This is a genomic window from Kitasatospora sp. NPDC034035 (assembly GCF_055575755.1).
In genome coordinates this window covers 52,357-78,448 of record NZ_JBVISA010000028.1, presented here as the reverse complement: position 1 = coordinate 78,448, position 26,092 = coordinate 52,357, and the positions used below count along the sequence as shown (strand labels likewise).

The 26,092-nt window shown below is 74.4% G+C and carries 26 protein-coding genes; 8 read left to right on the top strand and 18 right to left on the bottom strand.

Features of this window, described 5'->3' with window-relative positions; translation table 11 throughout:
- Positions 1-20 precede the first annotated feature (20 nt).
- On the bottom strand, positions 21-497 hold the full coding sequence (locus ACZ52J_RS31800) for a MarR family winged helix-turn-helix transcriptional regulator (protein WP_465623674.1): 477 nt from the start codon (positions 495-497) through the stop codon (positions 21-23).
- Between the two features lie 29 nt (positions 498-526).
- Here ACZ52J_RS31800 and ACZ52J_RS31795 point away from each other — a divergent pair, with 29 nt between their 5' ends.
- Complete coding sequence (locus tag ACZ52J_RS31795) at positions 527-970, top strand: cupin domain-containing protein (RefSeq protein WP_465623672.1); 444 nt, start codon at positions 527-529, stop codon at positions 968-970.
- Between the two features lie 102 nt (positions 971-1,072).
- Complete coding sequence (locus tag ACZ52J_RS31790) at positions 1,073-1,396, top strand: antibiotic biosynthesis monooxygenase family protein (RefSeq protein WP_360492796.1); 324 nt, start codon at positions 1,073-1,075, stop codon at positions 1,394-1,396.
- Positions 1,397-1,494: 98 nt separating this feature from the next.
- Here ACZ52J_RS31790 and ACZ52J_RS31785 read toward each other — a convergent pair whose 3' ends face one another.
- Entirely contained in the window at positions 1,495-2,373 is an 879-nt protein-coding gene (locus ACZ52J_RS31785; protein WP_396287793.1) for a LysR family transcriptional regulator, read from the bottom strand.
- A 191-nt stretch (positions 2,374-2,564) separates the two neighbouring features.
- Here ACZ52J_RS31785 and ACZ52J_RS31780 point away from each other — a divergent pair, with 191 nt between their 5' ends.
- Positions 2,565-3,962: an MFS transporter gene (locus tag ACZ52J_RS31780; RefSeq protein WP_465623669.1), complete on the top strand. Its 1,398-nt coding sequence runs from the start codon at positions 2,565-2,567 to the stop codon at positions 3,960-3,962.
- A 26-nt stretch (positions 3,963-3,988) separates the two neighbouring features.
- Here the strand turns inward: ACZ52J_RS31780 and ACZ52J_RS31775 are convergent, their stop codons facing one another.
- Together ACZ52J_RS31775 and ACZ52J_RS31770 are read right to left on the bottom strand one after the other, a co-directional pair.
- On the bottom strand, positions 3,989-4,384 hold the full coding sequence (locus ACZ52J_RS31775; RefSeq protein ID WP_465623667.1) for a VOC family protein: 396 nt from the start codon (positions 4,382-4,384) through the stop codon (positions 3,989-3,991).
- Between the two features lie 91 nt (positions 4,385-4,475).
- Entirely contained in the window at positions 4,476-5,027 is a 552-nt protein-coding gene (locus tag ACZ52J_RS31770; RefSeq protein WP_465623665.1) for a hypothetical protein, read from the bottom strand.
- A 296-nt stretch (positions 5,028-5,323) separates the two neighbouring features.
- On the opposite strand from ACZ52J_RS31770, the gene ACZ52J_RS31765 reads away from it, so the two are divergent.
- A complete protein-coding gene (locus tag ACZ52J_RS31765; RefSeq protein WP_465623664.1) occupies positions 5,324-6,172 on the top strand; it encodes a helix-turn-helix domain-containing protein in 849 nt (282 codons plus the stop codon).
- On the opposite strand, the gene ACZ52J_RS31760 is transcribed toward ACZ52J_RS31765, so the two are convergent.
- The 8 genes from ACZ52J_RS31760 to ACZ52J_RS31725 form a co-directional block, all read right to left on the bottom strand.
- Positions 6,113-6,703 carry a hypothetical protein gene (locus tag ACZ52J_RS31760; RefSeq protein WP_465623662.1) on the bottom strand — a complete coding sequence of 197 codons (591 nt, stop codon included), beginning with the start codon at positions 6,701-6,703 and terminating at the stop codon, positions 6,113-6,115. The two genes, ACZ52J_RS31765 and ACZ52J_RS31760, sit on opposite strands and share 60 nt — an antisense overlap.
- A gap of 44 nt (positions 6,704-6,747) precedes the next feature.
- A complete protein-coding gene (locus ACZ52J_RS31755) occupies positions 6,748-7,734 on the bottom strand; it encodes an RICIN domain-containing protein (RefSeq protein ID WP_465623660.1) in 987 nt (328 codons plus the stop codon).
- Between the two features lie 64 nt (positions 7,735-7,798).
- On the bottom strand, positions 7,799-8,659 hold the full coding sequence (locus ACZ52J_RS31750; RefSeq protein WP_465623658.1) for an ECF transporter S component: 861 nt from the start codon (positions 8,657-8,659) through the stop codon (positions 7,799-7,801).
- 50 nt (positions 8,660-8,709) lie between these two features.
- A complete protein-coding gene (locus ACZ52J_RS31745; RefSeq protein WP_465623656.1) occupies positions 8,710-10,326 on the bottom strand; it encodes an ABC transporter ATP-binding protein in 1,617 nt (538 codons plus the stop codon).
- Positions 10,323-11,429, bottom strand: coding sequence for a CbiQ family ECF transporter T component (locus tag ACZ52J_RS31740; RefSeq protein WP_465623654.1), 1,107 nt, complete (start codon positions 11,427-11,429; stop codon positions 10,323-10,325). The genes ACZ52J_RS31745 and ACZ52J_RS31740 overlap by 4 nt, the downstream gene beginning before the upstream one ends.
- 46 nt (positions 11,430-11,475) lie before the next feature.
- Positions 11,476-12,240, bottom strand: coding sequence for an SCO2322 family protein (locus ACZ52J_RS31735; protein ID WP_465623653.1), 765 nt, complete (start codon positions 12,238-12,240; stop codon positions 11,476-11,478).
- Positions 12,240-13,493, bottom strand: coding sequence for a prenyltransferase/squalene oxidase repeat-containing protein (locus tag ACZ52J_RS31730; protein WP_465623651.1), 1,254 nt, complete (start codon positions 13,491-13,493; stop codon positions 12,240-12,242). Before ACZ52J_RS31730 ends, ACZ52J_RS31735 begins: the two co-directional genes overlap by 1 nt.
- Positions 13,494-13,874: 381 nt before the next feature.
- On the bottom strand, positions 13,875-14,501 hold the full coding sequence (locus ACZ52J_RS31725; protein ID WP_465623650.1) for a TetR family transcriptional regulator: 627 nt from the start codon (positions 14,499-14,501) through the stop codon (positions 13,875-13,877).
- Between the two features lie 290 nt (positions 14,502-14,791).
- Between ACZ52J_RS31725 and ACZ52J_RS31720 the strand changes: the two genes are divergently transcribed.
- The 3 genes from ACZ52J_RS31720 (at position 14,792) to ACZ52J_RS31710 (ending at position 18,058) form a co-directional block, all read left to right on the top strand.
- Positions 14,792-16,102, top strand: coding sequence for a glycosyltransferase family 4 protein (locus ACZ52J_RS31720; RefSeq protein ID WP_465623648.1), 1,311 nt, complete (start codon positions 14,792-14,794; stop codon positions 16,100-16,102).
- Positions 16,103-16,256: 154 nt separating this feature from the next.
- A complete protein-coding gene (locus ACZ52J_RS31715; RefSeq protein WP_360492751.1) occupies positions 16,257-17,000 on the top strand; it encodes a class I SAM-dependent methyltransferase in 744 nt (247 codons plus the stop codon).
- On the top strand, positions 16,997-18,058 hold the full coding sequence (locus ACZ52J_RS31710; RefSeq protein ID WP_465623647.1) for a prenyltransferase/squalene oxidase repeat-containing protein: 1,062 nt from the start codon (positions 16,997-16,999) through the stop codon (positions 18,056-18,058). Before ACZ52J_RS31715 ends, ACZ52J_RS31710 begins: the two co-directional genes overlap by 4 nt.
- Before the next feature lie 98 nt (positions 18,059-18,156).
- Here ACZ52J_RS31710 and ACZ52J_RS31705 read toward each other — a convergent pair whose 3' ends face one another.
- From ACZ52J_RS31705 to ACZ52J_RS31690, 4 genes are all read right to left on the bottom strand, one after another.
- Positions 18,157-19,059: a hypothetical protein gene (locus ACZ52J_RS31705; protein WP_465623645.1), complete on the bottom strand. Its 903-nt coding sequence runs from the start codon at positions 19,057-19,059 to the stop codon at positions 18,157-18,159.
- A 215-nt stretch (positions 19,060-19,274) separates the two neighbouring features.
- Positions 19,275-20,303 carry an N-acetylmuramoyl-L-alanine amidase gene (locus tag ACZ52J_RS31700; RefSeq protein WP_465623644.1) on the bottom strand — a complete coding sequence of 343 codons (1,029 nt, stop codon included), beginning with the start codon at positions 20,301-20,303 and terminating at the stop codon, positions 19,275-19,277.
- Between the two features lie 7 nt (positions 20,304-20,310).
- Entirely contained in the window at positions 20,311-21,594 is a 1,284-nt protein-coding gene (locus ACZ52J_RS31695) for a hypothetical protein (RefSeq protein ID WP_465623642.1), read from the bottom strand.
- A 179-nt stretch (positions 21,595-21,773) separates the two neighbouring features.
- Positions 21,774-22,427 carry a class I SAM-dependent methyltransferase gene (locus ACZ52J_RS31690; protein WP_465623640.1) on the bottom strand — a complete coding sequence of 218 codons (654 nt, stop codon included), beginning with the start codon at positions 22,425-22,427 and terminating at the stop codon, positions 21,774-21,776.
- 288 nt (positions 22,428-22,715) lie between these two features.
- Between ACZ52J_RS31690 and ACZ52J_RS31685 the strand changes: the two genes are divergently transcribed.
- The gene (locus ACZ52J_RS31685) at positions 22,716-23,798 is read left to right on the top strand and encodes an alcohol dehydrogenase catalytic domain-containing protein (protein ID WP_465623639.1); all 1,083 of its coding nucleotides are present in this window, start codon (positions 22,716-22,718) and stop codon (positions 23,796-23,798) included.
- Positions 23,799-23,988: 190 nt separating this feature from the next.
- Here the strand turns inward: ACZ52J_RS31685 and ACZ52J_RS31680 are convergent, their stop codons facing one another.
- Both ACZ52J_RS31680 and ACZ52J_RS31675 read right to left on the bottom strand, forming a co-directional pair.
- Positions 23,989-24,159, bottom strand: coding sequence for a hypothetical protein (locus ACZ52J_RS31680; RefSeq protein WP_360492731.1), 171 nt, complete (start codon positions 24,157-24,159; stop codon positions 23,989-23,991).
- A 645-nt stretch (positions 24,160-24,804) separates the two neighbouring features.
- Positions 24,805-25,905: an ATP-binding cassette domain-containing protein gene (locus ACZ52J_RS31675; protein ID WP_465623637.1), complete on the bottom strand. Its 1,101-nt coding sequence runs from the start codon at positions 25,903-25,905 to the stop codon at positions 24,805-24,807.
- Between the last annotated feature and the right edge of the window lie 187 nt (positions 25,906-26,092).

Here is a 26,092-nt window from a genome sequence, read left to right as displayed (position 1 = left end):
TGTTGCGCGTACCCGCGATCTCATGGCGCGCCGAACCAGCGGGGGGTGTCGAGGCGGAACGGGTCGCCGGGGGCGAGCCGGCGCAGGCCGTCCTCGACCTGGCGGAGCTGCTCCTCACCCAGGGTGGCGGACCACTCGGTGCGCAGCTCTTCGAAGATCCGGGCCGAGCGGACCAGGCAGTCCACGCCCCGGTCGGTGAGCCGGACCACCTTGCGGCGGGCGTCGGCCGGGTCGCTGCCGCGCTCGACGTAGCCGAGCTGCTCCAGGTTGTCGATGGTCTTGCCCGCCGCCTGCTTGGAGACGCCGAGGCGGCGGCCGAGTTCGACGGCGGTGGTGCCGTGCGGGCCGATCGCCTGGAAGACGAAGCCGTGCATCGGCCGCAGGTCCGGGTGCCCTTCGCGGGCGATGCGCTCGTGCAGTTCGTCGATGATCGTCCGGAAGGCGAGGAGCAGCCGCAGCGGCAGCTCGAAGCCGGGCGGGGCCGGTTCACTTGACACGATAGACAACCTCATTGACCATATAGACAATGTCATTGACCATCTTAGGGGAGTCCATCACCATGTCCGTGATCCGCCGAACCGATGCCCGCCAGACCGAGACCCCGAACGCCGCCATGACCACCTTCGCCTCACCCACCCAGGGCTCGACCACCCTGGCCCTGTGGCAGGTCGAGATGCGGCCCGACAGCCAGGGCCCGCTGCACGCCATGGAAGCCGAACAGATCTGGACCTTCCTCGCCGGCTCCGCCACGGCGGACCTGGCGGGCGAGCACCACACCCTCACCGCCGGCGACACCCTCGTCCTCCCCGCCGACACCGCCCGCCGCATCACCACCACCGAGGGCTTCACCGCCATCGTCGCCTCCACCTCCCCCTCCCGCGCCTACAACCCCGACGCCATCACCCCCGAAGGCGCCTGCGCCGCCGCCCCCCGCGACGCCGAACGCATCCTCCCGGCGTGGATCGCCTGAACCACGGCACACGGGCCCGCCCGGCGTGAGGTGTAGCAGACTGCTGGCAGTGACCGAGCCGGCGGCCGCACCCGAGGCCCCGGCGGACCAGTAAGGAGCGGCATGTCCGTCGTCAAGATCAACGTTCTGACGGTGCCCGCCGAGCAGCGCGAGGTGCTGGAACAGCGCTTCGCCTCCCGCGCCGGCGCAGTGGAGAACTCGGACGGCTTCGAGTGGTTCGAACTCCTCCGCCCGGTCGAGGGCACCGACGAGTACCTCGTCTACACCCGCTGGCGCAGCGAGGAGGACTTCCAGGCCTGGATGGAGGGCCCGATGAAGTCGGCCCACCAGGGCGGTGGCGAGGGCGAGGCCCCCAAGCGCCCCGCCGCCTCCGGCTCCACCCTGTGGTCCTTCGAGGTCGTCCAGTCGGCCGGGCCCAAGGGCTGACATTCGTACGGCAGTTGCGCGCCCCGGGGGCTCGACGGGCCCCGGGGCGCGAGGCTGTCCGGGCGACCTCGGCGACCCCGGGCGCTGCTGAGGCGGGTTCACGCCGAGGCGGCGTAGAGGACTTCGCGCAGGCCCGGGACGGATTCGCGGTCGGCGCGCCAGACGAGGCGGAGGTGGAGTGGCGGGGGATCGAGGGGGAGGCGGATCAGGGTGCCGGCGGCGAGTTGCTCGTGGACGGCGAACTCGGGCAGGAGGGCGATGCCGAGGCCCTGTTCGGCGCAGGCGCGGGTGACGGCGACGCCGCCGGTGCGGACGCGGTCGACGTCGTGGCCGAGCAGGCGTTCCCCGGCGAGGAAGAAGGAGCAGGCCGGGGTGTTGACGAGGAGGCGCCGGCCGCGCAGGTTCTCCCGGGTGAGAGCGGTGGCGCCGGCCAGCGGGTCGGTGGGGGCGGCGACCAGGACGAGCGGGACGTCCTGCAGGTCGACGTGGTCGAGCGGGGCCGGCGGCAGGTAGAAACCGAGTTCGCCGAGCGCGCCGGCCGTGTCCAGGATCAGCGCCGCCTCCAGCGCACCGGCCGCGACCCCGCCGAGCAGGCCGTCCCGGGCGCTGTCGGTGTGCAGGGATATCTCCAGGTCGGGCCGGCGCTCGGCGAGGCGGGCCAGAACGGTGGGCACGTGGGTGGCCGCGATGGTCTCCAGCGCGCCGAGCCGCAGCCGGGCTCGGGCGGTGACCACCTCCCGGCGCGCCTGCTCGGCCTGGTCGAGCAGCCGCCGGGACCACGGCAGCAGCCGCTCCCCGGCCGGGGTGAGGGTCATGCCACGCGGGGCCCGCTCGAACAGGTCGGTGCCGAGACTGCGCTCCAGCGTGCGGATCTGCTCCGAGACGGAGGACGGGGCGAGGCCGAGCGCCACGGCCGCGCCGGTGACGGTGCGGTGGGCGACGACGGCCTCGAAGACGCGCAACTGACGTAGTTCCACTGGTATCCCCGACTCCCGAACGTCCTCGCGTGTCCCGTCCGTGTTGCGGGACAGCGTACGGGTGCGGGCACGGAGCCGTACCGGGGCGTTCGGAAAATCCGAACGGTGCGTGAGGCTCCGGCGGTCGAACGGACGGCGGTGGCGCGGCCAGAGTGGGCGGCCGTTCCACCCGTCGATCAGGAGACCTCTCGATGACTGCCCCCGCCGTCCCGCCCGCCGTCCCGCCCGTCCTACCAGCCCTGACCGCCCCACCTGCACCCGCCCGATCGCGGGCCCTGCTCGGCATCGCCCTCGGCTACTTCATGGTGCTGCTCGACACCACCGTGCTCTCCGTCGCCGAACCCGATCTGGCGGCCTCACTGGGCAGTTCGACCGCCGGACTGCAGTGGGCCGTCACCGGCTACAGCGTCACCTTCGGGGCGCTGCTGCTGTCGGCCGGTGCCGCCGCCGACCGCTACGGCGCCCACCGGGCCTTCCGCTTCGGCATCGCCGCCTTCGGAGTGGGCTCGCTGCTCAGCGCGCTCGCGCCGGACATCCGGACACTGGTGCTGCTGCGCGCCGTGCTGGGCGTCGCGGCGGCGGCCTGCGTCCCGGCGAGCATGGCGCTGATCACCCGCCTCCACCCGGAGCCGGGGGCACGGGCCCGGGCAGTCGCCGTGTGGGCGGCGGTCAGCGGCTGCGCGATGGCCTTCGGGCCGATGGTCGGCGGCGCGCTGGTCGACCTCGCCGGGTGGCGGGCGGTGTTCCTGGTCAACGTCCCGCTGGCGGCGCTGGTCCTCGCCCTGGTCGCCGGACGGGCGGTGCACTGCCCGCGCGGCGAGCGGCGCATCGACTGGCCGGCCCAGCTGGCCGCCTGCGCGACCCTCGCACTGTTCACCGACGCGCTGATCGCGCTCGGCGACACCGCGTGGTCGCACGCGGCCTGGTCGGGGGCGGGCGCGGCGGCGGCCGGCATCGCCTTCGCCCGGCGCGAGCGGCGCAGCCCCGCGCCCGCCATCCCGACCGACGTGCTGCGGGCACGCGGCATGGGTGCGGTGCTGCTGGCGGGCGGGGCCGTGAACTTCGCCATGCTGGGCGTGCTGTTCGTGCTGCCGCTACTGCTGCAAGGGGAGCTGAGGCTGTCGCCGACGCTGGCCGGGGTGGCGTTCCTGCCGATGACGCTGCCGCCGGGCTTCAACCCACTGCTCACCGGACGGATCGTCGCCAAGGTCGGCCCGTGGCGGCCGGTGCTCGGCGGGCTGGCGCTGCTGTCGACGGGCTGCGCGGTGTTCGCGGGGGCGGTGCTGCTCGGCACGCCGTACTGGCTGCTCGCCGTGGGCCTGCTGGCGGCCGGATTCGGGGTCTCCTTCGCGCTGCCCGCGCTGGTCACCGCCGTCGTCACCACCGCGCCCGAGGGCAGCGCGGGTACGGCGGGCGGCCTGCTCAACGCCGTACGGCAGGTCGGCGCGACGCTGGGGGTGGCGGTGACGGGCGCGTTCGTCGGTGGCGGAGCTGCCGTCGGCGGTGGCGGCGCGCTCGCGGCAGCGATGCTGCTCCCGGCGGCGGTGTGCGCGGCGGCGGCGCTCACGGTGCTGCGCAGCCGCCGGTGACCGATGCACTGGCGGCTGACCAGGAATCACGCGAGAGGCGTGAGGAAGATCCACACGTGGCCGAACGGGTCGCGGAGCATCGACTGCCGGGCACCGTACGGCATGTCGGCCGGGGGAGTGAGGAGTTCGGCGCCCGCCGCAACGGCCTGGGCGGTCAGCCCGTCCACGTCCGGGACGTAGACGTGCAGGATGACGGACGGAGCGCCGGCGCCGGGCGGTGCGAACGGGGCCTCCGCGTCACCGAGCATGAGCGTGGCGCCCTGCACCTTGATCTCGGCGTGCACGATCCGCCCACCCTCACCCTCGAGCCGGAACAGCTCGGACGCCCCGAACGCGGCGCCGTAGAAGTCGATCGCCTCGGCAGCCCCGTCGACCAAGATGTGCGGGATGACGCCGTACTTGTACTGCTCGGGAATCTCCATGCGGATCACGGTAGGCCGGTGCCGCCCAGTCGAGGATCAGGCGTAGGACCCACCGGCCCTACGCCGCTCGGCGGAGGGCTCCAGGACCTGTTCAGCGAGGCGGGGAACTCCCTGTCCGGCACGAAGCAGTTGAACTCCTGGACAGCGCCCCGTTGTCCGCCAGGGGCGCGACATTGGAGAGATGGCCGCCGGCGAGATCGGGCAGGGTGTCGCTGATCCGGCCGAAGGTGCGGCGGCTGGTCACGGTGACGTACTCGCTCTGACCGGGCCCAGGTCCGCGCCGGGCAGCGCGGGCCCGGCCGGCGGGACTGTGTTCCGCGCGCCCCCACCGGGTCACCCTCTGCTCTTCGTCTTCTCGGGGGTGCTTTAGCGCCCATCGGCTGGCGAGCCTGTATGTGGCGCTGCTGAATGCCCAGTACAGCAGTTCGGCGGGGTCGCGGGTCGCCTGTTCATGGACCAGTTGCCCCCGCTCGACGGGGAGGTAGCGCAGTGCGCCGTCCTCGGCGACGACCATGAACGGCCGGGCACCGTCACGCTGCACGAAGCCAGGCATATCGGAGCCCGTGATTCCGATGACCGCGCTCAGTCGGGCGATCTCGGCTTCCAGGTACTGCCGCATCAGGGCACCCTGGTCCTTGCTCATGGTCACCACCATGTCATGAGGCGCACGGCCCAGGAGGAGGGCCCGTTCTCATCAGCCCACCAGGCTCTTCGAGCCGGTGCAGCGGTATCTGGATGGCGCTCTCGCGGGCTGACCGAGCGTCGGCTTGGGGCTCTGGATGTTCGCGCCGGGTGGTGTGCGCGTGCGCCGCCCGAATGGGTGACGGAAGTCAAGGATTGACGTTCTGTCAGGGCGATACGGTGAACACTGCGCAAGAGAAAGCCCCGGCGGTGCTACCAACACCCCGGGGTATGGCACCAGGAGCAGGAGACTCCCGAATGCAGATTCATCGTATCCCCAAGCATGACCCCGGGTACACGATCCTCGACAACGGCCACGTCGTCCGTAAGCACTCGCTGAGTTGGGCGGCGCGCGGGCTGCTCGTTTACCTCCTCAGCCTGCCGGATGGGGCGCGGGAGGACGTTCGCACGCTCGCGGCGAAGAGCCTGGAGGGGCGGGCGACCGTGGCCCGGGCGCTGCGGGAGCTGGAGGCGGCCGGGCACTACGTCCGGCGGACGCAGCGGGATCCCGTCACCGGGCAGGTGCGGACGGACGTTTCGGTCCACGAGCAGCCGGTGGTGGGGAAGGCGGTTCACGCCGTGCCGCCGCTTCCCGTTCCCCCGGCCGCCGGGGTGCCTGGAGCTGGGGCGGCAGGCGGCGGGAACGCGGGAAGCCCTTCCAAGGAACCGAAGGTCAAGGACGTGAAAGAACCTTCCGTCCGTCCCTCCGAGAAGTTGACGGCCGGCATGGCCCTGCTGCTGGACCTCGGGCGCCGGGAGCCCCGGATGGCGTTGGCGGGGAAGCCGCTGTCCGACCAGGCCGCGCGGGTGGAGGGGCTGCTCGCGGGTGGCTGGACGAGAGAAGCGCTGGCGGGGATTCTGGCCGCGCCCCTGCCGCAGACGGTCACGCACAGCGTGGGGGCGATCCTGGCGGGGCGGTTGGCGAAAGTGCCGGCTGTTCCGGCGGCACCGATGACGGCGGACAGGCCGCGCCGACATGAGTGCTCCGGGCGGGGCGGGATGTGCGGGCGGCCCGTCGCGAGTGCCGGGCAGAGGTGCGGCCGGTGTTCACCAGGTCAGGAAGCCCGGCAGCTCGGTGACGGGCGGGAGCGGTGCGTCCGCCGGTAGCGGGCGGATCTGGACGTAGGCGTGCTCGAACTGTGAGTAGGAGAAGCCGTCGAGGCCCGGCGCGACGACCAGGATGCTGCCTCCCCGGCGCCAGATCCGGTATCGCCAGCGGTAGCCTTCGTGCGTCACGTCCTCATCGGGCGGGCCGAGCAGTGCGCCGAACTGATCGGCCACGGCGTCCAGTCGGGTGCCAAACGTACCGGCCGGCGGATCGACGAGGCTCCGCCAGCCGGGCTGCTCCGCCCAGAAGTCCTCCGTCCACGCCCCGTCGGGGTGAATCCAGTACTCGTACACGAACGGCATGGCGAGGCGGTCGTCGCCGTACACGAGGTGTCCGGCGGGCGCGTACGCCTTCTCGTTGAACTCACCGAGGTAGTCGCCGGTCGAGCGCCAGCCGGCGCTCACCATGGCCTTCTCGGTGATCTCGGGGTCCTCCCAGTCGAGTTCCACCATCTCGGCGATCTGCTCGGCCAGTTCGGGCGTGACCGGGCAGACTGCGACGGTCCAGGGCGACTCTTCCTCGTCGGACACGCGGGGGACTCCGTTCTGCGGTGGCGTACAGGCGTTCACCCTACTCAGAGCGTGTCGCGGACCTCGATGGAGCCGCGGTCCACCACGAACCTCTGGTTGGGGTTGGTGACGTCGCAGCCGTACAGGAAGACGTTGTCGCCGTTGGTGCGGGACGACCCGACGTCGACGCACATCTCCTCGCCGCTGCCGACCGTCCGCTGCAGGACGAGCGCGCCGCGACGCAGCAGCCAGGTCTGGTTGGCGCTGGCGGCCTGGCTGTACTCGCACGCCCAGATGCGGACGACGTCGCCGTTCACACCGGTGTAGTCGGCGTCGAGGCACATCTCCTGCGCCGTACCGACGGTGTCGGCGACCTTCACCCTCCCGTCGTCCAGGACGAAGCGCTGGTTGGTGTGGTCGAGGCAGTCCCACACCCGGACGTTGTCGGCGTTGTAGCGGGTGCTGCCGACGTCCAGGCACTTGCCGGTCGTCACCCGGGGTGGGGTGGCGACGGTGAGGGTGCCGTCGGTGATGGTGTACTCGGTGGTGCTGCCGGGGTTGGTATAGCGGAAGGTGCCGTTGCCGCGCGGGAGCGTGGTGTCCGACGGCGCGGACGGGTTGACGGTGACCAGTGGGGAGAAGCGGAAGTAGCCGTTGGACGGCCAGCCGCTGTTGCCGCCGTTGAGGCCGTAGCCCTCGCAGGTGAGGGTGCGGTTGCCGTTGCTCTGCGCGCATCCCCGCAGGCCGACGTTGTTGGAGGCCCAGGAGGACCCGTCACTGCTGTACTGCGTGGGGACGGTGGACTGCGCCGGGAAGGTGGTGTTCCCCGGGGCGGTGAAGACGGCGGTCATGCCGGACGGCGGGAGCAGCCCCGCGCCGCCGGTGTTCTGGTACGTCCACGGCACGGCGCCGGTCCGGCCGGGCGCGATGGTGGCGGTGGTGGGGACGTCACGGCCGATGAAGGTGACGGCCGCGGCGGGGGAGGCGAGGGCGGCGGCGAGGGTGAGGGTCGTCGCGGCGATGGTCGTCGTACGGGCGAGGGTTCGGATCACGCTCGCGATGATCGTGGACGAACGGGGGCGCCACGGGCGCACGGCACGCCAGGGGAGCGGCGGTTCACCCTTCCGGCGGCCGGAACACGACGGGCGCGTCGAAGGCGGCCCGCCGGGTCGCCCGGCGCAGGGCGCGCAGCACCGGGGTGCCGAGGGCGAGGCACAGGACGACGGTCAGCACGGCGCGCGGCAGGTCCCAACCCAGCGAGGTGGTGAGGCAGTAGGCGGCGAAGCGGACCAGGTTGGCGGGCAGAGAGTCGCCGGGGACGAAGGAGATGGAGCCGGCCAGGCCGCCGATGTACGGCCAGCCCTGCAGGTTCATGATGGTGCCGTACAGCACAGCCGACACCGCCCCGTACCCGGCGAGCAGCAGCAGTTCGCGGCGGCCGCGCAACGAAGCGGCGCCCGGCAGCAGCCCCGCGCCGAGGCAGACCCAGCCCATCGCCAGCATCTGGAACGGCAGCCACGGCCCGACCCCGCCCGTCAGCAGCGCGGAGGCGAACATCGACAACGAGCCCAGGACGAAGCCGAATCCGGGGCCGAGCACCCGCCCGGAGAGCACCATCAGGAAGAACATCGGCTCCAGCCCGGCCGTGCCCGCGCCGAGCGGGCGCAGGGCCGCGCCCGCCGCGGCCAGGACGCCGAGCAGCGCGACGGACTTGGCGTCCAGCCCGGGCGCGCCGCCGCCCGCCGAGCGGCCCTCGGAGATCTGCGCGATGACGACGGCGAGCAGCAGGGGCAGGAGCAGCGCGAACAGCCATGGCGCGTCGGTGGAGTGGCCGACCAGCGCCGACTTGGTGGAGGCGAGCAGCGGCCAGCCGAAGGCGGCGACGCCGACCAGCGAGGTCAACGACAGTGCCGCGACGGACCGGCGGCCGAGAGGGACCGGACGGTTCATGCGCCGCTCGGAGGCCGGACGGTTCATGCGCGGATCGGAGGCTGGACGGACCATGCGCCGATCGGGGGCCGGACGGTTCATGCGCCGTTCGCCTCCGCGCCGATCGCCGCCGCGACCTGCCCCACGGTGAGCCACGGCCCCGGCGCCAGCACCTTGGCGACCTGCGGGGCGAAGGCGGGGGAGGAGACCACGACCTCCGCCGTCGGCCCGTCGGCGACGATCTCGCCCTCGGCCAGGATCACCGTGCGGTGGGCTAGTTCGGCGGCCAGTTCGACGTCGTGCGTCGCCAGCAGGACCGCGTGGCCCTCGACGGCGAGGCCGCGCAGGATCTCCACCAGCCGGGCCTTGGCGGCGTAGTCGAGGCCGCGGGTCGGCTCGTCCAGGAGCAGCAGCGGGGGTCGGGCGGTGAGGACGACGGCGAGGGCGAGGGTGAGCCGCTGGCCCTCGGAGAGGTCGCGCGGGTGCGCGGCGTCGGCGATGCCGGGCAGCAGGCGCTCGACGAGGGCGCGGCAGGTGCCGGGCTCGGCGCCCGCGTCGGCGTCGGCCGCCGCGCACTCGGCGGCGACCGACTCGCCGTACAGCAGATCGCGCGGGTCCTGCGGGACGAGGCCGACCTGGCGGATCAGTTCGGCGGGCCGGGTGCGGTGCGGGGTGCGGCCGCCGACCCGGACGCTGCCGGAGGCGGGGGCGTGCAGGCCGACCAGGGCGCCCAGCAGGGTGGACTTGCCGGCGCCGTTGCGGCCCATCAGGGCGGTGATCTCGCCGGGGTGGAGGGAGAGGTCCACGCCGCGCAGGGCCTGGACGGGGCCGCGTCGCACGGCGAGACGGTCCGAAACGGCAAGGGGGGAGCCGGTGGTGACACCGGCAGCGGACGGCGCGCGGCCGTCGAGGCGCTCTCGCAGCGCCGCCGCCTTGCGCCGTGCGTCGCGCACCGACAGCGGCAGTGGGCGCCAGCCGGCGAGCCGGCCGAGGCCGACGACGGGCGGGTGCACCGGCGAGTGCGCCATCACCTCGGCGGGCTCGCCCAGTACCGGGGGCGCGCCCGGGGTCAGCAGCAGTACCTGGTCGGCGTACTGGACGACCCGTTCCAGCCGGTGTTCGGCCATCAGGACGGTGGTGCCGAGGTCGTGGACCAGCCGCTGCAGGACGGCCAGGACTTCCTCGGCCGCGCCGGGGTCGAGGGCCGAGGTGGGCTCGTCCAGGACCAGCACCCGCGGGTGCACGGTGAGTACGGAGCCGATCGCGACGCGCTGCTGCTGGCCGCCGGAGAGGGAGCCCAGCGCCCGGTCGCGCAGGTCGGCGAGGCCGAGCAGGTCGAGGGTCTCCTCGACCCGGCGGCGCATCACGTCGCCCGGCAGGCCCAACGACTCCATGCCGTAGGCGAGTTCGTCCTCCACGGTGTCGGTGACGAAGTGCGCCAGCGGGTCCTGCCCCACCGTGCCGACCAGGTCGGCGAGTTCGCGCGGCCGGTGCTCGCGGGTGTCCCGGCCGCCGACGGTGACCCGGCCGTGCAGGACACCGCCGGTGAAGTGCGGCACCAGGCCGCTGACCGTCCCCAGCAGGGTGGACTTGCCGGAGCCCGACGGGCCCACCAGCAGGCAGAGTTCGCCCTCGGGGACGGTGAGGTCGACGCCGTCCAGGGCGGGCGCGGCGGAGTCCTCGTACCGGACGGAGACCTGCTCGAAGGTGATCACGATGCCCTCCGGGGCGGGGTCGGGGCGGCGAACGCCGGCACCAGGCCGAGCAGGACGGCCAGGACGGCGGCCAGCGGCAGTGGGGGAACGGTCGGCGGGACGACGATGGGGGCGAAGGCGACGGGGTCATGCGCGGCCAGGTAGGTGGTGAGGGCGGCCACGGCGGCGCCCGAACCGGCGGTCAGCCACTCGGGCAGCGCCCAAGGGTCCGGCCGGTAACGGGTTCTGACAGATCGTCGTCTACCGAGCAGCAACCCGGCGAAGGCGGCGGCCAGGCCGAGCAGCAGCACGGGCGGCGCCCAGCCGGCACCTCCGGCGGTCAGCAGCCCGTACGCGGCCAGGCAGATCCCGAGCAGCCCGGCCAGGGTGAGCGCCGCCGTGGTCCGGGCGAGCCGGAGCGGGACGTCGGCGGTGCGGCCGAACCCCCGGGTGTCCATCGCGGCTGCCAGCGCGACGGACCGCTCCAACGCGCCGTCCAGCACCGGCAGTCCGACACTCAGCACGGCCGCGACGCCCCGGTCCGTACGGCCGCGCAGCCGCCGCGCGGCGCGCAGCCGGCGGACGTCCGCGACCAGGTTCGGCGCGAAGGTCATCGCCACCACCACCGCCACGCCCGCCTCGTAGAGCGCGCCGGGCAGGGTGCGCAGCAGCCGGGCCGGGCTGGCCAGGGAGTTGGCGGCGCCGACGCAGACCAGCAAGGTGGCCAGGCGCAGTCCGTCGTACAGCGCCGCGAGCAGGCCCTCGACGGTCACCGGGCCGCCGATCCGCACACCCTGCGCCCAGGTGGGCAGCGGCACTTCGGGCAGCGTGAACAGCACATGGGTACCGGGGATCGGCGAGCCGAGGAAGACGGCGAACACCAGCCGGATGCCGAGCACCAGCAGGCCCAGCCGCAGGAAGGCCCCGTACGACCGCGACCAGGGCGCGTCGCCGCGCCGGGCCGCGACCACGTACCCGGCGACGGTGGCGAGCAGCAGAAGGATCGCCGGGTTGGTGGTGCGGGTCGCCGCCGCGCCCAGTCCGAGCGCCCACAACCACCAGGCCCCGGGGTGCAGTTGGCGGGGGCCGGTGGGCGGTCGGGTGCTGCGGGGGGTGCTGCTCACGGGGACTTCCTGGAGGGGTGCGGTCTTCCTGGCGGGGTGGCTCGGGTCAGGACTGACGGCGGCGGCGGCGCGCCTGCCGGACGGCGTCGCCGACGAGGCCGGCGACCAGCACGCCACCGGCGATCAGCCCGATGTCCGGGCCGCTGTCGCTGTCGCCGCCACTGGCGCCGCCGTGGCCGGCGGACGTGCCGCCGCTGCCCGGCTGCGCGGCGCCCGCCGCGCCGACCTGGTCGGCGCAGCCCGCCGTCGGGTACCCGGCGATGGCGCACAGCAGGCCGTTGGTGTCGTACCGCAGCGGCGGAGCGACGGCGGCCAGCACTTCGGCGGAGGTGGCGCGCGGCGCGACACTGGCGCACACCGTGCGCGGCTCGGGCACCGATCCGGCAGCCGATCCGGCGCCCGATCCAGCAGGTGATCCGACGTCCTCGGCGGTCCCGAAGTCCAGTACGACGGCCACCCGCTTGCGCCCCTCCTGCGCGGGCGTCTGCGCACAGATGTCCGCGAAGCTCCCGGCCGTGCGCGGCTTCGCGGCGTCCTGCCCGCTGTCCGGACTCACCGCGAACCGCCACCCGTCCACGGAGGCGTCCGGCGGCACCGCGATCGCCGGGCCCTGCTGCTGGTACGCCCAGCCTCCGCCCTCGGCGCCGCGCCAGAACGACCAGTACCGGTACCCCGCCGCCTCCGCGGGCGCGGCACCGGCGAACAGCAGCGCCCCGACCAGCGGCAGCAGCAGCGCGGCGAGGCCCCGCCCGGATGGACGGGCGGCGCGGACGGCGCGGCGGACGGCGCGGCGGCGGGGTGCGCGGCGCATCAGAGGTTCGGGTTGCGCTTGCGCTGGAGGCTGAGGAGGAGGCCGCCGCCGAGGCCGATGAGGAGGCCGACGCCGATGACCCAGTACTGACCGATGCCGTCGTGCTTCTTCTTCGCCGGGGTGGCCTCGTCCGAGGTGGCGGCGGTGGCCTTGGGGGCGGGGCCGAGGGCGGTGAGCTTGCCGGTGAGGTCGGAGGTAGCGCGGTGGTCGGCCTGGGCGACCAGGAGGAGGGTGGCGGTGGCGCCGGCGTCGGTGCCGTTCTTGGTCCAGGTGGCTTCCTGCTGCTCGAGCCAGTCGGCGGCGTCGGAGGCCTGGTCGGGGTGGCCGCTCTGGATGAGGGCGAGGGCGGCCCAGGCGGTCGCGGTGTAGTCGGGGGTCGGGGCGGCGCCCGGGGTGGTGAGGGTGAGGTGGTTGCCGCCGGCCGTGAGCTGGGCGGAGAGGTAGGCGCCGGCGGCCTCGCCCGACTCGGCGTGCGGGACGGTGGCGGGCGCGGAGCCGTCGGAGCACGCGAGGGGCTTGGGCTCGGTGTCGGCGCGCACCGAGCCGGCGACCGGCAGGTGTCCGCCCGCGGCGGCGAGGGAGGCCTGGCCGCTGGCCAGGGCGTTGGGGGCGAGGGCGCCGGTGGCGGCGTCCGGCTGGTAGGCGAAGGCGCCGCGCTGGTCGGCGGGGGCGCTGCAGCCGAGCTGGAAGGCGGCGAGGCCGTCGAACGCGTTCTTCCCCGCACCGGAGCCGGGCTTGGCGACGCTCGCCGGGTCGGTCCGGGCGGCGAACAGCGCGTTGACGGCGAGTCCGGTGGAGTTGGCGTCGCCCGGGCTGCCCGGGTTGTAGGCCCAGCTGCCGTCGGCGTTCTGGTTGGCCTTGAGCCAGGCGACGCCCTTGTCGACGGCCGGCTGGTGTCCGCCGAGGGCGACGAGGGCCTGGATGGCGACGGCGGTGGCGTTGCTGTCCTCGGTCTTGGGGTCGCAGGCCGCGCCGGCCGCGCGGTAGGAGGGCCAGCCGCCGTCCTCGCACTGCTGGCCGGTGAGCCAGCCGACCGCCGAGTCGGCCGGGGTGACCTTGGCCGTGGTCAGCGCGGTGAGCGCCAGCGACTGCCGCCACACACCGTCGTACGTCGGGTCGCTCTTCCCGTACAGGCCGTCGGGGACGGCGACCGGGGTCGGCGAGGGGCTGTCGGCCAGGGCCGGTCCGGCGGCGACGCCGGCGAGCAGCGCGGCGGACAGGGCGGCGGCGCCCAGGCGGGCGGCGGTGAGCATGGTGCTGGTGTGCCTTTCGGTGAGCGGTGGTGGCCCTGGCGGGGGCCGTTCCGTAGTCCTCGACGGTGCCGGGCGCGTGCGTCCGGGCCGGCCGCTCGCCCCGCCCCGGGCGCTCCGACTCGTCCGGTGACCAAGGGGGACCGGGCTCACGGTTGCGGGGTCAGCGCCGGATTCGCACCGGCTTTCCCCGGGGGAGGAGCGGGATGGAGTTGTGCTGCCCGTCGACTCTAGCCGCCGGGCCGCGCCGGGTGTCCCCTCCGTGGCAGGAACAGGTTCCAGTCGGGGGCCGTTCACGGCCGGGCGATCGAAGGGCGATCGAAGGGCGATCGAAGGGCGATCCCAGGGCGATCCCAGGGCGATCCCAGGGCGGTCAGGGACTGTTCACGGGAGAGTGAGCAGTCGGGCCGCGGTGTGCAGGTCGGCCCGGACCTCGGCGATCGAGGCGCGTCCGGAGAGCCAGGCGACGAGCGCCGAGTGCCAGGTGTGCTCGATCACCCGCACCGCCGCGCGCTGGCTCTCGCTGGGCGGGCCGGACTGGCCGATGGCGTCCAGGATGAGCTGTCCGGTGGCCACGCTGACCTGGTCCACCTCGGCGCCGACCGAGCGGTCCGCGAAGGACAGGGCCCGGACCATCGCCTCGGCGAGCAGCGGCTCGCGCTGCAACGCGTGGAAGGCCCGGGTGAGGGTGTCGGCGACCCGCAGGGCGGGCTCCGCCTCGATCGGCGGGTGCCGCCGGATGTGTTCGCGCAGGCCTTGCAACTGCTCCAGCATCACCGCGACCAGCAGGTGCACCTTGGACGGGAAGTACCGGTACAGCGTGCCCAGCGCGACCTGGGCGCTCTCCGCGACCTCCCGCATCTGCACCGCCTCGTACCCGCCGCGGGCGGCCAGCGCGGTGGCGGCCCGCAGGATCCGCCGGCGGCGCTCGGCCTGCCGGGTGGTCAGCGGCAGCTCACCGGGCCGGGGCGCCACGGGGCTCGGGGTGAGGTGCTCGGTCGACGGCGGCAAGGGTGCTCCCGGGCGGGCGAGAGTGGCGGTGTGCTCCACTGGTCGGCAAGAGTTCGGCAAAGGGCGCCGACAGGGTCGTCGGCAGGGTTCGTCGGCAGGGTCATCGGCAGGGTTCGGCGGGCGTCGGCGTGGCGGGAATCACCAGCCCTGGCTCCTGAGGAAAAGCTACGGGCCGGTATCTTCGAGGTCTCTCATTGTTCACGTGGTCGACGACGAGTTCCCCAGCCACTGAAACCTGATCTACTTTAGCGACCGGCAGCACAGATAGCAGCTAGAGATGAGGGCCCAGGATGACCGCGCAGCCGCTGCGGATTGCCCTGCTGTCGTACCGCGGGGACCCCTTCTGCGGCGGTCAGGGCGTGTACGTACGGCACCTCTCCCGTGAGCTGGCCAGGCTCGGCCACCACGTGGACGTGATCGGCGCCCAGCCCTACCCGGTGCTGGACGAGGTCGAGGGCCCCGGTTCGGTGCGTCTGGTGGAGCTGCCCAGCCTGGACCTCTACCGGGCCGACGACCCGTTCCGCACCCCCGCCCGCGGCGAGTTCCGCGGCCCGGTGGACGCCCTGGAGTTCGCCACCATGCGCACCGGCGGCTTCCCCGAGCCGCTGACCTTCTCGCTGCGCGCCCGCCGGTACCTGGCCGCCCACAAGGGCCGCTACGACGTGGTGCACGACAACCAGACCCTCGGCTACGGCCTGCTGGGTCTGGCCCGGTACGGCTTCCCGCTGGTCACCACGATCCACCACCCGATCACCGTGGACCGGCAGCTGGAGCTGGACGCGGCCGGCACCCGGCTCAAGCGGCTGTCGCTGCGCCGCTGGTACGCCTTCACCCGGATGCAGCGCCGGGTCGCCGCCCGGCTGGACCGCGTGATCACCGTCTCCGGCACCTCGCAGCGCGAGATCGCCGAGCACCTGGGCGCCGCGCCCGGCGCGATCTCGGTGGTGCCGATCGGCGCCGACACCCGGCTCTGGTCGCCCTCGGACGCGGTCGAGCAGGTGCCTGGCCGGATCGTCACCACCTCCAGCGCCGACGTGCCGCTGAAGGGCCTGGTCTTCCTGGTCGAGGCGCTCGCCAAGGTCCGTACCGAGCGGGACGCCCACCTGGTGGTCGTCGGCAAGCCGCAGAAGGAGGACGGGCCGGTGGCCGAGGCGGTGCGCCGCTTCGGGCTGGAGGAGTGCATCGAGTTCCGCAGCGGCCTGACCGACGGCGAGCTGGTCGACCTGTACCGCTCGGCCGAGGTGGCCTGCGTCCCGTCGCTGTACGAGGGCTTCTCGCTGCCCGCCGCGGAGGCGATGGCCACCGGCACCCCGCTGGTCGCCACCACGGGCGGGGCGATCCCCGAGGTCGCCGGACCGGACGGGGAGACCTGCCTGGCCGTGCCGCCGGGCGAGGCGGACTCGCTGGCCGCCGCGCTCGGCCGACTGCTGGACGACCCGGAGCTGCGCGCCGAGTTGGGCGCGGCCGGTCGCGAGCGGGTGCTGGCCCGGTTCACCTGGGAGCGGGCCGCCGAGCTGACCGCCGAGGCCTACCGCGCGGCGATCGCCACCGGTGTCGGCGCCCGGGCCCGCTCCGGGCCCGGCTGGCGGTACGTGGCCTAGCTCGGCGGTACCTGGCCCAGCCCGGCGGTGCGCGGCCGCCCGATACCCAGCCGGGCCGCCGCCCCGAGGCGGTGCGCGCGTCGCCCGCCCGAGCGTGATGAAGCATGACGAAGCGTCAAGGACGCTTGGTAGCAATAGGAATGGGAGTCCTGCAGTGCTGACCGTCGATTTCTCGCGCTTCCCGCTCGCCCCCGGCGACCGGGTGCTCGACCTGGGCTGCGGCGGGGGCCGGCACGCGTTCGAGTGCTACCGCCGCGGCGCCAATGTGATCGCCCTCGACCAGAACACCGAGGAGATCGCCGAGGTCACGAAGTGGTTCGCGGCGATGGAGCAGGCCGGTGAGGCTCCCGAGGGCGCGTCGGCGGTCGCGATGGAGGGCAACGCGCTGGCGCTGCCGTTCGAGGACGAGTACTTCGACAAGATCATCATCTCCGAGGTGATGGAGCACATCCCCGACGACAAGGGTGTGCTCAACGAGATGTTCCGCGTCCTTAAGCCGGGCGGCCTGCTCGCCGTCACGGTGCCGCGCTGGCTGCCCGAGAAGATCTGCTGGGCGCTGTCCGACGAGTACCACGAGGTCGAGGGCGGCCACATCCGCATCTACCGGGGCGACGAGCTGCTCGGCAAGCTCAAGGACGCCGGCCTGGAGCCGTACGGCACCCACCATGCGCACGCGCTGCACTCGCCGTACTGGTGGATCAAGTGCGCGGTCGGCGTGAACAACGACAAGGCGCTGCCGGTCAAGGCCTACCACCAGCTGCTGGTCTGGGACATCGTCGGCACCCCGGTCATCAGCAGCCTCACCAAGGCCGCCGAGCGGGCGCTCAACCCGGTCATCGGCAAGAGCTTCGTCGCTTACGCCTCCAAGCCCAACCGCACCCCGGGCGGCGCGGCGTGACCGCCGCCGTCCCCGAGGTGCTGCTCCTGGACGGGGTGCTCGACGCCGAGCAGGCCGCCGACACCGTGCGCAGCATCCTCGCCGAGCAGCGCCCCGACGGCGCCATACCGTGGTTCGCCGGCCACCACCTGGACCCCTGGGACCACACCGAGGCCGCGATGGCCCTCGACACGGCCGGCGAGCACGCCGCCGCCGAGGCCGCCTACCGCTGGCTCGCCGCCAGCCAGAACCCGGACGGCTCCTGGTACGCCGCCTACACCGACGGCGTGGTCACCGACCGGGCCAAGGAGAGCAACTTCTGCGCCTACGTGGCGGTCGGGGTCTGGCACCACCACCTCAGCAGCGGCGACGACGCCTTCCTGGAGTGGATCTGGCCGGTCGTCCGGCGCGCCCTGGACTTCATCGTCTCGCTGCGGCTGCCCGGCGGCCCGATCGCCTGGCGGGTCGGCGACGACGGCACCGCCACCGACGAGGCGCTGCTCACCGGCTCGTCCAGCATCCTGCACGCGCTGCGCTGCGGCCTGGCCATCGCCGACTACCTGGAGGAGCCGCAGCCCGACTGGGAGCTCGCGGCCGGCCGGCTGCGGCACGCCATCGCCCACCACCCGGAGCGGTTCCTGGACAAGGGCCGCTACTCGATGGACTGGTACTACCCGGTGCTCGGCACCGGCCTGCGCGGCGACGCGGCGCTGGCCCGGATCGAGCGGGACTGGGAGCGCTTCGTCGTCCCCGGCCTCGGCGTGCGCTGCGTCAGCGACCGCCCCTGGGTGACCGGCGGCGAGAGCGCCGAACTGGCCCTCGCGCTCTGGGCGATCGGGCAGTCCGACCGCGCGGTGGACATCCTGCGCTGGATCCAGCAGCACCTGCGGCACGAGGACGGCTCGTACTGGACCGGGTACGTGTTCGAGGACGACGCGATCTGGCCGGAGGAGCGCACCACCTGGACGGCCGGGGCGCTGCTGCTCGCGGTGGCCGCGCTCGGCGGGGACCCGGCGACGGTCGCGGTCTTCGGCGGGGACCAACTGCCCGCCGGGCTGGTGGTCCAGGACTGCTGCTGAGCGCACGCAGGCACGGAAGCCGCGGCTCAGCGCACGCATACGGAAGGGGCGGGACCGGAGAACCGGTCCCGCCCCTTCCGTGTGCGCGTCCGAGGACGTCAGCCGCGCTGGAGGCCCGTGGTGTCGGTCAGCACACCCTGGGTGCCGTCCGCCAGCTGCGCGACCAGCGCGGCACCGCGCTGCTCGACGGCCAGGTACCAGGTACCGGGCACGACCTCGCCGATCGGGGCGCCGGCCGGGTTGTCCTTCGGGGCCAGCTGGCGCGGGGACGGGACGGCGAACCAGAACGGCTGGAAGTCCGCCGCCGGGGCGGCCTGCGCGGCCGGGGTCGGCTGCGGGGCCGGCACGCCGGCGTCCTGCGGCTGACCGAGCTGACCGGGCTGCGGCTGGCCGGCGGCCGGGAAGCCGTAGCCGCCCTGGGCGCCGAACGCCGGGTCGTGGCCCTGGGCCGGGTAGCCGTACTGGCCGGGCTGACCGGGCGCACCCGGGTGGCCGGGCTGGCCCGGGGCCGGGTAGCCGCCCTGGTACGGGACGGCCGGGCGGTCGGAGACCAGCGGGGCCTTCAGCGCGGGCACCAGCGGGCTCGCCGCGGCCGCGCCGGCGAGCACGATCAGCGCGATGAAGCCGAGCCAGGCGCCGAAGCCGTGGCTGATGCTGCCGCCGGACGGGCCGCCGCCGAGCGACCAGATCGAGGTCCACAGCGCCGCGACGGCGAACGCGATGCCCCACTGGTCCAGCCGCAGGCCGAGCACCTGACGGTTGGCCGCGTCCTTGCCCTGGAAGCGCTGCACCAGGATCAGCACTGCGGCGGCGATGCCCAGCAGGTAGATCGAGGGCAGGATGGGGAACAGCTCCGTGCTCCACGCGTTCTGCGAGGCGTCGGGTCCGCAGTACCGGCCGGCGCAGCTCACGGTCCAGTAAGGCAGGAAGGAGGCGATGAAGAGCAGGACGGCCGCGCCTGCGACGGCGGCGTCTCCCCTGGTGAGAGCGCGCAGATTCACTAACGTTCCCCTCGTTGACGTGTCGTGGACGGTGGTTCGTGCGGTCAGGCTGACCGGCCGAAACTCCCGAACGGACCAGAAGCCTAGGCCCAACCGTCCTGCCGGTGCACGGCGGGACCGGGAATGGGGCGAAGTCGTTGCAAACCACGCGGGCCGGGCGGAGCACCGTCCGCCGGGGTGTGCGGCTCAACTTCCCTACTGGGACTTCGAGTCTTCTATTGAGTCGTCAGGAACGCGGTCAGCGCGTCGGCGATACCCTGGGCGGCCTGCTGGCGCCACTGAGGGTCCGTCATCCGCTTCGCGTCCGTCGAGTTGCGCATGTTACCGCACTCGATGAACACCTTGGGGACGGTGGACAGGTTGAGGCCGCCCAGGTCGGAGCGGGTGTCCAGGCCCTGGCTCGCGATGTAGTCGGCGTACGGCTCGCCGGTCGCGGTGTGGAAGTGGTCGCGCAACAGCAGGCCGAGCCGGTGCGAGGGTTCGACGATCGACGAGTTGTCCGCTTTCCCGGCCACCACCTTGGCGGGCATGATCACGTGGAAGCCGCTGCCGCTCGCCGGGCCGCCGTCCCCGTGCACCGAGACCGCGACGTCGGCGTGCGCGTCGGCGCCGGCCCGGGCGCGCTCGTCGATGCACGGGCCCCAGGGGCGGTCGCCGTCCTGCACCAGCACCACCTTGGCGCCCCGGGCGGTCAGGATCGCGCGGGCCCGGCGGGAGACGTCCAGGGTGTACTCGGCCTCGGTGTAGCCGGCGTTGGTCTCGGTCCCGGTGGTGTCGCACTCCTTGCGGGCGTTGCCGATGTCCACCTGACGGTTGATCTCGGCGGAGTGCGCGACGTTGCCGGGGTTGTGACCGGGGTCGAGGAGGACGGTGCGACCGGCGAGGCTGTTCGCCTCGGCAGGGGTGCCGGTCGGCGCGGCGGCCGGCGGCTGCGACGGCGTCGCGGCGGGCGCGTCGGCCGCCGGGGCGTCGGAGGTCGGGGCGTCGGAGGTCGGCGGCGGCGCCACGGGTGGGGTGAGGGGCGCCGTGGCGGGGTCGGCGGCGCCCGCCGGCGCGCCGGTGCCCTGCGGGTCGGCCGGGTCGGCCGGGGCGGAGGCGGCGGCTGTGGCGCCCGCCGGGCCGGAGTGGTCGAGGGCCTGCCAGCCCAGCCAGCCCGCCGTGCAGAGCGGAACGGCCGCGGCCACCACGGTGGTGACGCGCAGCAGGGTGGAACGGCGGGGCGGTCGGGGGGCGGTGCCGGTCACGGGTCGGTCAGATCCTGTCCTGGGTTCGCGGGGTCAGGCCGTAGCTGATCGCGATCGGGTTCCACTTGGTCATGAAGTCCGTCTTCGCCTGGGTGGCCTGCGGGTTGAGCTCGTCCGCGTGCTTCTTGTCCTGGGTGGTCGGGGCCCTGCCGGAGCAGCCCTGGGCGGCGACGGCGCGCGCCCAGGTCGCGTACGCCTTGTCGATGTCGGCGGACAACTGCCAGGCGGACTTCAGCGAGTTCAGCGCGTCCGTGCCGCCCGGCACGTCCGTGAGGGTCAGCTTGCCGAGCTTGGTCAGCAGGGCGGTGCGCTGGTTGGCGCCGCCGTCGAAGACCTGGGCCGCGCTCTCGATGTCGGCCTTCGACGGGCAGCTGATCACCTTGGCGACGGCGCTGCCGATCGGGGCCTTGGCGCTCTCGCCCTCGCTGAGCAGGCCGTCCAGCGCCTGCGCCTGGGCCTGGGCGTTGGGCCCGGCGCCGGTCGCGGTCGGGGACGGCGCGGCGGTCGGCGAGGCCGGGGTGCTCGCGGCGCCGCTCGGCGCGGCGTCCGTGCCGGTGGGCGCGGAGGCGGGCGGCGGATTGCCGGAGCCGGCCGTGGGGGCGGCCGTCGGGGCCGGTGCGGCCTGGCCGTCCTTGTCGCTGCCCCGGGCGGCGAACAGCAGGCCGCCGCCGATGGCCAGCACCAGGAGCAGGGCGAAGCCGATCAGCAGCGGGGCCTTGCGGTTGGCCGGGCGGTCCCCGTCGTCGTCCGGGTAGGCGGTCGGGTAGTCGGCCTCGTGAGGGGCCGGGTAGCCGGGCTGGGCGCCGTACGGGGGCTGCGGCGGGGCGGCGGGGGGCTGGGGGTAGCCGTAGCCCTGCGGGGGCTGCTGCTGCGCGGTCGCGTGGGAGGGGAACGGCGAGGCCGCGGGAGGGGCGGCCGGGGGCGGCGCGGCGGCGGCGCGGGGGATCGGGGCGGTCGGCGGGTCGTAGCCGGGCGCGGTGGCCAGGTACGGGCGGGCGCCCAGCGGCGGGCCCTGGTCGCCGACGGCGCCGGGCACGGGCGGCGGGACGGCCCGGTCGGCCCGGTCGAGGCGGGGGTCGGCGGGGGACTGCGGCGTCGCCGCCGGCTGCGGTGCGGTGGGTGCGGTGGTGTGTGGGGTGGTGGGTGCGGCGGTGTACGCGGTGCCCGGCGCGGGGGCCTCGGGGGCGGGCTCGGTGCCGGCAGGGCGCTGCGGGCCGCGTACCCAGCCGCCGGCACCGCCGCGCGCCGTCGGGTCCCAGACCGCCGGAGCGGTGTTCTGCTGGTCCGTCATGTCGCTGCTGGCCCCCACCGTCCGCCGATGCTCTGCCTGGTGCTGCGCGGCCACCGTACCGTTCGAATCCGCGCCGGACAGCCCCGGCACGACGTTAGAGCATCGGTGCGGGGCCGTGGGGCGGCTCGGGGGATCCGAGGGGAGTGTGCGGGGGTCTGCGGGCTGTCGAGGGGCCCGGGTCAGCGGGCGGAGCGGCGCAGGACGCGCAGGGAACCGGTCACCGAGACCTCCTCGAAGCCCTCGGCGAGCGCCCGCAGGTACACCCGGTACGGGGCCTGGCCGCCGTCCGCCGGGTCCGGGAAGACGTCGTGCACCACCAGCAGGCCCTCCGGCGCCAGATGCGGCACCCAGCCCTCGTAGTCACCGGTCGCGTGCTCGTCGGTGTGCCCGCCGTCGATGAACACCAGGCCCAGCGGGCGCCCCCAGAGCGCGGCGATCCGCGGCGAGCGGCCGACCAGCGCCACCACGTGCTCCTCCAGCCCGGCGGCGTGCAGGGCGCGGCGGAACCGGGGCAGGGTGTCCATCAGCCCGACCTCGGGGTCGACCAGGGTCGGGTCGTGGTACTCCCAGCCGGGCTGCTGCTCCTCCGAGCCGCGGTGGTGGTCCACGGTCAGCGCCACCGTCCCGGCCTCCCGGGCTGCCGCCGCCAGCAGGATCGCCGAGCGGCCGCAGTAGGTGCCGATCTCCAGCACGGGCAGGCCGGTGTCGCGGGCCACCGCCACCGCCGCCGCGTACAGCGCGAGCCCCTCGTCCACCGGCATGAACCCGGTGGCCGCCTCGAACGCCGCCAGCACCTCGGGCGCCGGGCGGGCGCTCTGCAGCAGGTCGGACATGCGATGCTCCTCGGGTCGGGACGGGGACGGACGTGGTCGGACCCTACTGGACGGTAGCGGTGGCGGTGTCGGCGGGCCCGGACGCGGGCCTGGGTGTGGGCCCGGACGCGGGCCTGGGCGCAGGCCTGGACGCGGGCCTTGGCGGGGTCGGAAACGGGCGGGCCCGGGCTTTCGGCTCTTTGCCCACCCTTTTGAAACCTGTTCTCCTGATATTGCGGAGGCCATGTCAGAATCGGCCCCGTCCCAGGATCCACTCCGCGTCACGCGATGCACACAGGGAGCAGCCCCATGCGCGCAGCCGTCCTGCACAAGACCGGCCAGGACACCCTCGACGTCCGCGAGGACGTGACCGCGGTCGGCTTCAGAAAAGGCAGCGTCCGGGTCCGGATGCGTGCCGCCAGCCTGTGTCACTCCGACCTCTCCGCGATGAGCGGCGTCCTGCCGCAGCCCGCGCCGTTCGTCCCCGGACACGAGGGCGCCGGAGACGTGCTGGAGGTCGGCGAGGGCGTGACCGGCCTCGCCGTCGGCGACCGCGTGGTGCTCTGCTGGATGGCCCCCTGCGGCCGCTGTGACCACTGCGCGCAGGATCGCGGCCACCTCTGCGTCACCAGCCTGCGCCGGCTCGGCGCCCCGGGCTTCCGGATCGAGGAAGGCGGCCTGATCGCCTCCGGCTTCTACGGCACCGGTGCCTTCGCCGACGAGGTCGTGGTCTCCGCCGACGCCCTCATCAAGGTGCCCGCCGACCTCCCGTACGAGGTCGCCGCGCTGATCGGCTGCGGGGTGACGACCGGCATAGGCGCGGCGGTGAACACCGCCAAGGTCGAGCCCGGCGCGTCCGTCGCGGTGATCGGGGCGGGCGGCGTCGGCGTGGCCACCGTGCAGGGCGCCCGGGTCTGCGGCGCCGGCCGGATCACCGTCGTCGACCCGGTCGCCTCCCGCCGCGAGCGCGCCCTCTCCTTCGGCGCCACCGAGGCGATCGCCCCCGAGGAGCTGAAGGCGGTGGCCAAGAAGCTGCCGGGCGGCGGCTTCGACTACGTCTTCGAGGCGGTCGGCCGCGCGGCCACCGTCCGGGCCGGCTACGACGCGGCCCGGCGCGGCGGCGCGGTGGTCGTCATCGGCGCGGGCGCCCAGGACGACCTCGCGCAGTTCACCATGGGCGAGCTGTTCTTCAACGAGAAGCGCCTGCTGCCCTCGCTCTACGGCGGGGCGACGGTCCGGCGCACCATCGCGCTGGTCGTGGACCTCTGGCGGGCCGGACGGATCGACCTCGACGGCATGATCACCCACCGGGTCGGCCTGGCGGACGTCAACGAGGCGATCGCGCAGATGCGCAGCGGCGAGGCGCTGCGGACCGTCGTGACGATGGACTGACGTACGGCCCGCCGCGCGGACTGGCACATGGACTGACGCAGGAACTGACGCACGGACCTGACGCACGGACCTGACGCATGGACTGACGTACGGACTGATGCTCCGACGGACGAGGGCCCGCCGGGGAGCGTTGCTCCCCCGGCGGGCCCGGTGCGCGTCGCGTGCTGCCCGGTGCGTGACGCGGGTGGGATCAGCCCCGCGCCGCGGCCGCGCGGTGGCGGCCGTGCGGGTCGGACTCCGAGCTGTCGTCGGCGGCGGAGCGGCCGCGGTGACGGCCGTGCGCGGAGTCCCCGGCCGTCTTCTCGTCGGCGTCGGTCCCGTTGAACGCGTGGCCGGTGATGTCGGTGAGGGTGTCGGACATGAGAAATCGTCTTCCGTGCGGAGGGTGCTGGTCATCGGCGCCCGGCCGACGCCGGTGGCGCGCGGTCGGGTCCCCGATCGGGCACTCGGTACGCGCCCGTAGCCGGTGATCGCGGCCCGGCCACCATAACGGCCGGAACGGGCGAGATCCTATCGAGATCACGACGCGAGACCCGCCCTGGTCCGGGGCCCGGAACCGAGCCAGTGACCGACCAGCTCGCGGTAGAGCGGGGACAGCACCTGAAGATCGCCGTGCCGGGCCGACAACCCCCGCCCGCCGTCCAGGCCGCCCGGCCAGGAGCCCCTGGTCGACGGCGGCCGCGACGAACAACCCGGACACCAGCGGCGGCAGCGCCTCCACCCCGGACCACGCGAGCATCCGCACCAGCGGCCCCCGGGTGACCGCCAACTGCCGGAACAGCAAGCCCCACCCGGGCGCAGCGCCGAACGCGGAACGTCGGCCCCGCCGACTTCCTGCGCGGTTCGGCGGAGCGGGGCCGTCGGTCGGCGGTGGTGTGGGCTGCATGAGGGGTCGGCTGGGCCGGCTTTCTGTGAGGGGTGGCCGCCCTTCGGGCGCGGGCGGGATCGGACGGCGGAGGGCTCTGCTGCGCAGGAAGTCGACCCCGCCGACTTCCTGCGCGGGCCGTCATCCGGTGGCAGCGGCCTGGAGGGCGGCGTCGGCGAGGGTGGCGCGGTAGTCGGGGTGGGCGAGGAGGGTGGTGTGGGGGGCCAGGGCGCGGAGCCGGCCGGTGTCGAGCCAGGCGACGAGGTCGGCGCGGGCGGCGACGGCGGCTCGGTGGGCGACGACCAGGCGGGTGCGGCCGTGGGTGGCACGGTCGAGGGCTTCGGTGGCCAGGTACTCGGTGGCGAGGTCCAGGCCCGAGGTGGCGTCGTCCAGGATCACGATCCGGGCCGGCCGGGCCAGCAGCCGGGCGAGGTCGAGGAGCTGCAACTCCCCGCCGGAGAGGTGGAGTTCGTCGAGCGGGGTGTCCCAGCCGTGCGGCAGTCGCCGCAGGAAGCCGTCCGCGCGGGCGGCCGCCGCCTCGGCCGGGCCCGCGCCGGCCAGCGCGTCACGGACGGTACGGCCGACCAGCGCGGGCCGGGCGAAGGCGTAGCCGACCGCGTGCCGCAGTTCGCTCGGCGCGAGCGCGCCGACCGGGACGCCGTCGATCAGTACGGTGCCCTCGTCGGGGTCGCACAGTCGGCCCGGCAGCGCGGCCAGCAGGGACTTGCCGGAGCCGGAGCGTCCGACCAGGGCGACCGTACGGCCGCCGGGGATGGTGAGGTCGAGTGGGCCGAGCAGCACCCGGTCGCCGTCGCGCACCACCACGCCCCGCAGTTCGACCTGCCCGGGGCCGCCCGCCGGGAGTGCGGCCGTACCGGAGGAGGCGGGCGTGAACGCCAGCACCTCGTCCACCCGGGCCCGTCCGGCGCCCGCGTGCGCGACCCCGACCAGCGCCTCGACCTGCTCGAACAGTCCCGCGCCCAGTGTCGCCCAGCCGGCCGCCGCGGCGAGCGCGCCGGGGGCGAGGGCGCCGTCGGCGAGCAGGGCGCCGGCGGTGGTGAGCACCGCGACCTCGACCAGGGCGATCAGCAGGGTCGCCTGCCAGGCGGTGCGCCGCTGCGCCGCCCAGAGTGCGTGTCCGGCCATCGAAAGCTCCGGCAGTGGTGCCAACACCCGTGCCGCCTCGCGCGGTTGGGCGCCCGCCGCGTGGATGCTGCGCAGCCCGGTGGGGCGGCGGGGCAACCGGGAGCTCCCGTCGGAGAGTCGGAACGTACGGGGACGTGTCGGAACGCAGAGGGAAGGAGAAGACGGGTGCCGTCCCTGCCTGTCCGGACAGGCAAGGGCAGGGCCCGGTGACTAACGCCCGATTAGCGGTCGGGCAAGGCGGGGGTTTAGGTGAGGAGGAAGGGCAGACAGGTCAAGGCGAGGC

Excerpts from the sequence above, each read along its gene's own strand:
- ACZ52J_RS31795 (WP_465623672.1), top strand. The coding sequence starts at position 527 with ATGTCATTGACCATCTTAGGGGAGTCCATCACCATGTCCGTGATCCGC.
- ACZ52J_RS31790 (WP_360492796.1), top strand. The coding sequence starts at position 1,073 with ATGTCCGTCGTCAAGATCAACGTTCTGACGGTGCCCGCCGAGCAGCGC.
- ACZ52J_RS31780 (WP_465623669.1), top strand. The coding sequence starts at position 2,565 with ATGACTGCCCCCGCCGTCCCGCCCGCCGTCCCGCCCGTCCTACCAGCC.
- ACZ52J_RS31775 (WP_465623667.1), bottom strand. The coding sequence starts at position 4,384 with ATGGAGATTCCCGAGCAGTACAAGTACGGCGTCATCCCGCACATCTTG.
- ACZ52J_RS31770 (WP_465623665.1), bottom strand. The coding sequence starts at position 5,027 with ATGAGCAAGGACCAGGGTGCCCTGATGCGGCAGTACCTGGAAGCCGAG.
- ACZ52J_RS31765 (WP_465623664.1), top strand. The coding sequence starts at position 5,324 with ATGCAGATTCATCGTATCCCCAAGCATGACCCCGGGTACACGATCCTC.
- ACZ52J_RS31750 (WP_465623658.1), bottom strand. The coding sequence starts at position 8,659 with ATGAACCGTCCGGCCTCCGAGCGGCGCATGAACCGTCCGGTCCCTCTC.
- ACZ52J_RS31735 (WP_465623653.1), bottom strand. The coding sequence starts at position 12,240 with ATGCGCCGCGCACCCCGCCGCCGCGCCGTCCGCCGCGCCGTCCGCGCC.
- ACZ52J_RS31730 (WP_465623651.1), bottom strand. The coding sequence starts at position 13,493 with ATGCTCACCGCCGCCCGCCTGGGCGCCGCCGCCCTGTCCGCCGCGCTG.
- ACZ52J_RS31720 (WP_465623648.1), top strand. The coding sequence starts at position 14,792 with ATGACCGCGCAGCCGCTGCGGATTGCCCTGCTGTCGTACCGCGGGGAC.
- ACZ52J_RS31695 (WP_465623642.1), bottom strand. The coding sequence starts at position 21,594 with ATGACGGACCAGCAGAACACCGCTCCGGCGGTCTGGGACCCGACGGCG.
- ACZ52J_RS31690 (WP_465623640.1), bottom strand. The coding sequence starts at position 22,427 with ATGTCCGACCTGCTGCAGAGCGCCCGCCCGGCGCCCGAGGTGCTGGCG.
- ACZ52J_RS31685 (WP_465623639.1), top strand. The coding sequence starts at position 22,716 with ATGCGCGCAGCCGTCCTGCACAAGACCGGCCAGGACACCCTCGACGTC.
- ACZ52J_RS31680 (WP_360492731.1), bottom strand. The coding sequence starts at position 24,159 with ATGTCCGACACCCTCACCGACATCACCGGCCACGCGTTCAACGGGACC.